General features: G+C 45.6%; 6 protein-coding genes. 3 read left to right on the forward strand and 3 right to left on the reverse strand.

All coding sequences use genetic code 11. The annotated features are described in order from the left end of the window. Positions 1–135: 135 nt before the first annotated feature. From N4310_RS07155 to N4310_RS07165, 3 genes are all read left to right on the forward strand, one after another. A complete protein-coding gene (locus tag N4310_RS07155; RefSeq protein ID WP_262092639.1) occupies positions 136–969 on the forward strand; it encodes a MurR/RpiR family transcriptional regulator in 834 nt (277 codons plus the stop codon). 164 nt (positions 970–1133) lie between these two features. Next, complete coding sequence (locus tag N4310_RS07160) at positions 1134–2252, forward strand: PfkB family carbohydrate kinase (protein ID WP_262092640.1); 1119 nt, start codon at positions 1134–1136, stop codon at positions 2250–2252. Next, on the forward strand, positions 2236–3150 hold the full coding sequence (locus N4310_RS07165; RefSeq protein ID WP_262092641.1) for a pseudouridine-5'-phosphate glycosidase: 915 nt from the start codon (positions 2236–2238) through the stop codon (positions 3148–3150). Before N4310_RS07160 ends, N4310_RS07165 begins: the two co-directional genes overlap by 17 nt. A 326-nt stretch (positions 3151–3476) precedes the next feature. Here the strand turns inward: N4310_RS07165 and N4310_RS07170 are convergent, their stop codons facing one another. The 3 genes from N4310_RS07170 to N4310_RS07180 are packed head-to-tail and all read right to left on the reverse strand — an operon-like array spanning position 3477 to position 6107. Further along, entirely contained in the window at positions 3477–4796 is a 1320-nt protein-coding gene (locus tag N4310_RS07170) for an FAD-containing oxidoreductase (RefSeq protein ID WP_262092642.1), read from the reverse strand. A 51-nt stretch (positions 4797–4847) separates the two neighbouring features. Then, positions 4848–5033 carry a hypothetical protein gene (locus tag N4310_RS07175; protein WP_160333180.1) on the reverse strand — a complete coding sequence of 62 codons (186 nt, stop codon included), beginning with the start codon at positions 5031–5033 and terminating at the stop codon, positions 4848–4850. A gap of 54 nt (positions 5034–5087) precedes the next feature. Further along, on the reverse strand, positions 5088–6107 hold the full coding sequence (locus N4310_RS07180) for a lactonase family protein (RefSeq protein ID WP_262092643.1): 1020 nt from the start codon (positions 6105–6107) through the stop codon (positions 5088–5090). Between the last annotated feature and the right edge of the window lie 249 nt (positions 6108–6356).

The following is a 6356-nucleotide window of genomic DNA, read 5'->3' on the forward strand; positions in this document are numbered from 1 at the left end:
ATATGCCTTTGAAAGTCAGACTGGCTATTGTTTCAACGCTCAGTTACGTCCTGGAAATCGCTATTGTTCTGACGGAGTAGTAGAGTTCCTTCAACCTATTTTTAGAGGTGCCCAACACAATATAGGAGGTAGACGGTGAGGTATTTATTCATTCGTGCCATGATTGAGGAGCATTACGATGAGCTGACACGGACTGAAAAAGATATTGCTGATTTTTTTCTCGGTTCCTTCCCCCCGACTGTTTCGTTGGCCGCCAACCGTTTATCGGACTATCTTCATGTTTCGGAAGCGACTCTGACACGCTTTGCTCAAAAATGTGGCTTTTCAGGTTATCGGGAATTTTCCTATCAGTTGAAGGAACAATTGGCTCAGATGCAAGGAGAGGTGCATCCGGGTTTATCAGACAAGGCCTTAAATGTTTTGGCGGATTATGAGCAGATCTTGGATGCCAATCAAGAGTTGTTGGTAGAAGCTCATATCCATTGGCTGACGGAGCAGCTAGAGCAAGCAAAGCGTGTCTATTTTTATGGCAAGGGTTTTTCTGGTTTGGTAGCCCAGGAATACAGTATTCGCTTTTTAAGGTTGGGCTTGGTTTCTGAGGCTGTGACCAATGATGATATGTTGCACTGGGTGGATGGGGTGATTGATGCTAGCTGCTTGGTGATTGGTTTATCGGTTTCTAGTGAAACCCAGTCGGTTTTGGATTCCCTACGAAAGGCTAGTGAGAAGGGCGCGCGAACCTGCTTGATTACGACTCAGGATAAGGGGATAGAGTATATTGATTGTACCTTGAGGGTGGCCACGACGAGGCATTTAAATTACGGAAATCGAATTTCTCCCCAGTTGCCTTTGTCCTTTGCCTTAGACATTGTTTTTGCCTATTTTATGGACCACGGTTCCAAGGAGCAAAAACAGGAATCTTATGAGCGATCCTTGATTAATGGGCAACCGGATAAGAAGAAAGTTTGAAAATATATCAGAAAAAGTTCCAAACACCATGAAAATATTTGGAACTTTTTTCATACCTGTTTTTTAGCAAATTACTTGCTTTGTGAATGTGGATGGTTTATAATAAGCTTGTCGAAAACAATTGTTTTGTTTGTGGCAAGTGTTTTTGAAAGGAGGAGAGGCTTGTGTTAACAGAGCGTGAGCGAGAGATTTTGGATTTGATCCGCCAGGATCCCTACCAGTCTCAGCAGGAATTGGCCAACCAGGTGGGCTATTCGCGGTCTACGGTCGCCAATCTGATTTCCAGTTTGGTTCAAAAAAATTATCTCCGTGGTCGGGCTTATATCCTAGAGAATTCGAAGTCGGTTGTCTGTATCGGTGGGATGAACTTGGATCGCAAGTTTTACGCTAGGGAAAGGCTGCAGATGGGAACTTCTAATCCGGTGGGAGCGAGTCTCTCGGTCGGCGGGGTTGGTCGCAATATAGCGGAAAACTTGGGCCGTTTGGAGGAGGATGTTTTACTGCTATCTCTGGTAGGGGATGACCACGATGGGGAGCAGTTAAAGGCGTTGACCCAGTCCTATGTCAATCTCAAGTATGTCGAAAAGCAGAGTCACCATCCAACCAGTTCCTATGTGGCTATCCTGGATGAGGACGGGGATATGACCTTAGCGCTGGCTAATATGACCATTTGCGATGAGATGACCCCTTCTTGGTTGTCCAAATATGAAAATTTGCTTCTGGATGCGAAAGGGATTGTCGCAGATTTGAATCTTCCCAAGGAGAGTCTAGATTACCTGATTCAATTGGCGCGGGAGCAGGGCTTGCAGTTGGCGATGGTTCCGGTATCGGCGCCTAAGATGAAACATCTCCCTCAAGACCTAACAGGTGTGGAGTGGCTGATTGTCAATCTGGATGAGTCGGAGGCCTATTTAGACTTGCAGTTTGGTGATGGTATCACCAAAAAAGATTTGGCCCAGGCCTGGCTGGGGCATGGCCTTAAGCAGGTCTTGATTACGGCTGGGGTTGATACCATGGTTTATGCCCATCAAGATGGGACTTATCTGGAGTTGCAACCGATTAAATTGGAGCAGGTTGTAGACGCGACGGGGGCCGGTGATGCCTTGGCCTCAGGTGTTATTTATGGTTGGTTGAATGGTTTGGCCATTCAGGAAACCTTGCAATTGGGTTTGACCAATTCTTACTATACGATTAGCTCCCAGGATACGGTTCGTCCAACCTTGTCAAAGGAGCGCCTTGCCAAAGAAAGAAAGGAACTTTTTACCAATGAAACAATATCTTGATATTGCCCCTGAAGTTGCTCAAGCCTTAGCAGAAGGCAAGCCAGTTGTGGCCCTTGAATCCACAATTATTTCGCATGGAATGCCCTACCCTCAAAATGTGGAGATGGCTCAGACAGTTGAGGCCATTATCCGGGAAGAAGGAGCGGTTCCTGCGACTATCGCCATTATGGATGGAAAATACAAAATTGGCCTTAGCGCGGCAGACTTGGAGCGCTTGGCAACCGAAAAGGATGTGGCCAAGGTATCCCGGCGGGATTTAGCCTTGATTCTCGCTCAGAAGAAAATCGGAGCTACAACAGTAGCGACGACCATGATTGGGGCTCATTTAGCAGGGATTCCTTACTTTGTAACCGGAGGAATTGGTGGTGTTCACCGTGGCTACGAAGAAACCATGGATGTGTCTGCAGATTTGGAAGAATTGGCTCAGACGCCGGTAACAGTTATTTGTGCGGGTGCTAAATCTATTTTGGATTTACCAAGAACCTTAGAGTACTTAGAAACCAAAGGGGTTCCTGTTTTGGGTTACCAGACAGATGTTCTACCAGCCTTCTATACCAGTAAATCGCCTTACAAATTAAACAGCCGCGTGGAATCTGTAGAAGAAATCGCACAAATGGATAAGGTCAGTCACGAGCTTGGTTTAAGTGCAGGTAGCTTGGTGGTGAATCCAATTCCAACTGAACACGAATTGGATGCAGCCTATATTGATGAGATTATTGCCCAAGCAGTTGTTGAAGCGGAAAAAGCAGGCATCACTGGTAAAGACATGACACCTTTCCTTTTAGGAAAAATTGTTGAGTTGACCGGTGGTGAGAGCTTGAAAGCCAATATTCAGTTGGTTTATAACAATGCCAAGGTCGGCGCACGGATCGCTAAGGCTTATAGTGAATTAAACTAAAGGGATTCTCTTGTAGAGAATCGGAGGAAAGTATGAAAGAGCAAGCCGATCGGCTTGCTCTTTCATGATTTATATAAGAATTGTTAGGAAAAAAGGTGGAAAATGAGACACAAAGCAAATCACAAACAGTCTAGAAAACGCAACCGACAGTAGTTGAGGCTCTTTTTAAGATTTTTTGCCTAGCATATTGGAAGTGTGTTTTCGTAGTCGCTAAGATTTATCAAGGAGGTTTGATAAGGTCAGATTTTGAAATTCAATAAGCATTAGTTCCCAAGTAACGAACAACAAAAGACCCTCGTGAGTTTTGTGTCTCACGAGGGTTCTGGTTATAGGTTAAAAAGATCGTTGAGATTTTCAGCTAGGGTTGGATGGGTGAAAATTTGTTGGGCTAGGTAGGTATAAGGGATCTCATTGTCCATAGCCATGGTGATCAAGTTGATGATTTCTTGAGCATTATGGGCCAAGATGCTGGCTCCAAGAATTTGCTTGGTTTCTGGGTTTACAATGCACTTAAAGGCTCCACGAAGGTCACCATCGACATGGCCGCGAGGCATGCCAGCTACTGGCATTTCTTTAGCCTTGTAAGGGAGATTGGCTTCCTGAGCTTGGGCTTCGGTAAGGCCGACTTGGGCTAGGGTTGGGCTAATAAAGATGGAGTTTGGAATGTGTTTCCGGTTTTCGAGGTTGTAGCTGCCGTCGCCTTCCAAGTAGTTGTAGACAATTCGGAAATCATCAAGGGAGATGTAGGTGAATTGTGGTCCACCGTTGACGTCACCGACGGCAAAGACACCAGGCACAGTGGTTTGACAATGTTTGTCAACTTGAATGGCACCGCGATCAGTTAGGGCAATGCTTGTGTTTTCCAAGCCCAAGTTTTGAAGATTGGGTTTGCGTCCAGTTGCATAAAGGAGAGCGTCAAATTCAAAGTCTCCTTGGTTGGTTTGGAGGAGCACTTTGCCCTCTTCTGTGTTAGAGATAGATTGGGTTAGGACACCGAGGTGGATCTGGATGCCATCTTCTTCTAGATAACCTTTGGCCATTTGAGCCAGACTTGCTTCGCTCCGTGGTAGGAAGGTATCACTGGCATCTAAGATGGTTACTTGGCTGCCGAGTTTGTTGTAGAGGCTGGCAAATTCAAGGCCGATTGGTCCAGCTCCTAGGACACCCAAGTGTTGAGGTTGCTCGTTCAAGTTTTGGATACCAGTTGAATCATAGACATGGTCGCTTTCAAGCAGGCCAGGGATTGGTAGTTGATTGGAGAGTGCTCCGGTATTGATGACAATTGTGTCAGCTGTCACCTCTTGGCGTTCAGAACCGGCTTCTAGTTGGACAACCTTGTCGGATAGGAAGCTGGCGCTGGCATCAAAGAGGGTGACACCCGCTCCCTCTAACATGGCATAGTTCTTCTGATTGAGGCGACCTGTTACAGCTTCTTTTTCAGCCATGACTTGGCTGAAAGAGAGGTTTTGATCGGCTGCCCGAAGGAGGGTTTTTGTGGGGATACAGCCGATGTTGATACAGGTTCCGCCATACATTGCTGGGTCCTGTTCTACCAAACCAACCTTTTTACCCTGGCTAGCCATCTTAGCAGCTAGGGTTTTTCCTGCTTTCCCAAAACCAATAACAAATAAATCAAAATGTAGCATAGTTCTTTCCTTTACCAAAAAAGCACCAGCGATGAAACTGGTGCGTGGGTCTTAAAAGAGTTTTTTCAATTTATCGACCGCACCACTGAGACCTTCAGATCCTGAAACCAAGGCTTTGGCTTGGTCAAGGTAAGATCCAAGATCATCTTTGTGTTCATCGATGAAGCTCTTAGCAGCTTCAAGGTCTTTGTTTTCGATGAGTTCTTTAACTTTATTGAAGAGTTCAACTGGATTCATAGGATTCTCCTTTTGTTTTTCTATTATTAGGATAGCATAATTTGTGAGGGAAGGCTATTGATATGGATTGGTTGAAACAAAAACAGCTTCTGGAACGTAAAAATCACTAGATAGGAGTTCTAAATGGCCTGTTTGCGGATTTCGTTTAAAGACAGTTGCGTTATCAGATTCTTGGTGGATCACAATCAAGAAGTTTTGGTCACTGGAGAAATTAAAGTCACGGGGGAAGTCTCCATGGCTGGGAACAATTTGTACTTGTTGGAGATTGCCATCAGCGAGGATCTTAAAAACAGTAATGGAATTGTGTCCGCGATTTGAGACATAGACAAACTTGCCATCCTGACTCATACGGATAGCACCAACGGCATTGTCTCCTTGATAATCTGCTGGTAGGGTGGTTTGCTGGCTGAGGTAGTCAAAATCACCAACACCATCATAAACCAAGGTTTCTACCGTAGAGTTGAGTTCACAAGCCAGATAGGCCATTTTAAAATGGGAATGGAAAACCAGATGGCGGGGACCAGAACCGGGCTGGGCCTGGTAGTGATTGATCGGAGTGAGTTTACCAGCATCGGAAACACTATAGGTGGTTACACGGTCCGCTCCAAGGTCACAGGTGACCAGGTACTTATCCGGAGTTAGGTCTGAGAAGTGAACATGGGACGAAGCTTGGTTGGGGTGGGGGCCAGAGCCTTCTTGGTTGACGGCGTCGACCAAGGCTAAGCGACCGTTTTCCTCAATCCGATAAGCGGTTACTTGCCCCTTGTGGTAGTTGGATCCATAAACCAGTTGTCGTGGGCCATCATAGGCGACGTAGCAAAGAGAAGCACCGTCCTCTAGGACATGATTGAGGAGCTCTCCTGTTAAACGATAGGCTCCGATACCACCTTGGCCATTTTGGCCTGCAACGCTGTAAAGTTGCCCGCTTGGATTGAAAGCGAGGTAGGTCGGACTGGTTTCTGGAGTCAGAAGCTCAAGGGCTGACAGTTGGCCAGTGCTCAGGTCTAACTGGGCTGTATAAATCCCTTTAGAATCGCGTTTTGTATAAGTTCCGAAGTAGAGAGTATCAAACATAGGTATCTCCTTTAACTAGAGTCTAGGGGCTTAGATCTCTTGGTGAGAAGCAAGCGCTAACTGCTTTTATTATATCATAGGCTAGTCGCAGTTTTTTTGCTTAAAAAATGCTAAAATGAAAGGAAATCTCGAAAAAGGAGTTCAGTATGCAGGAAAAAGAACGGACGTTTACCCTCCCGAGTTTATCAGTTTAAAAAAGACAAAGGATAGCTAACCCCTTGTGTACCAAGGAGTTTGGCCATCCTTTTT

It is taken from the genome of Streptococcus danieliae (genome assembly GCF_025447695.1).
Taxonomy (GTDB): Bacteria; Bacillota; Bacilli; order Lactobacillales; family Streptococcaceae; genus Streptococcus; species Streptococcus danieliae.

Coding starts and splice junctions, on each gene's coding strand:
- N4310_RS07165 (WP_262092641.1), top strand. CDS start 2,236: ATGAAACAATATCTTGATATTGCCCCTGAAGTTGCTCAAGCCTTAGCA.
- N4310_RS07170 (WP_262092642.1), bottom strand. CDS start 4,796: ATGCTACATTTTGATTTATTTGTTATTGGTTTTGGGAAAGCAGGAAAA.
- N4310_RS07175 (WP_160333180.1), bottom strand. CDS start 5,033: ATGAATCCAGTTGAACTCTTCAATAAAGTTAAAGAACTCATCGAAAAC.
- N4310_RS07180 (WP_262092643.1), bottom strand. CDS start 6,107: ATGTTTGATACTCTCTACTTCGGAACTTATACAAAACGCGATTCTAAA.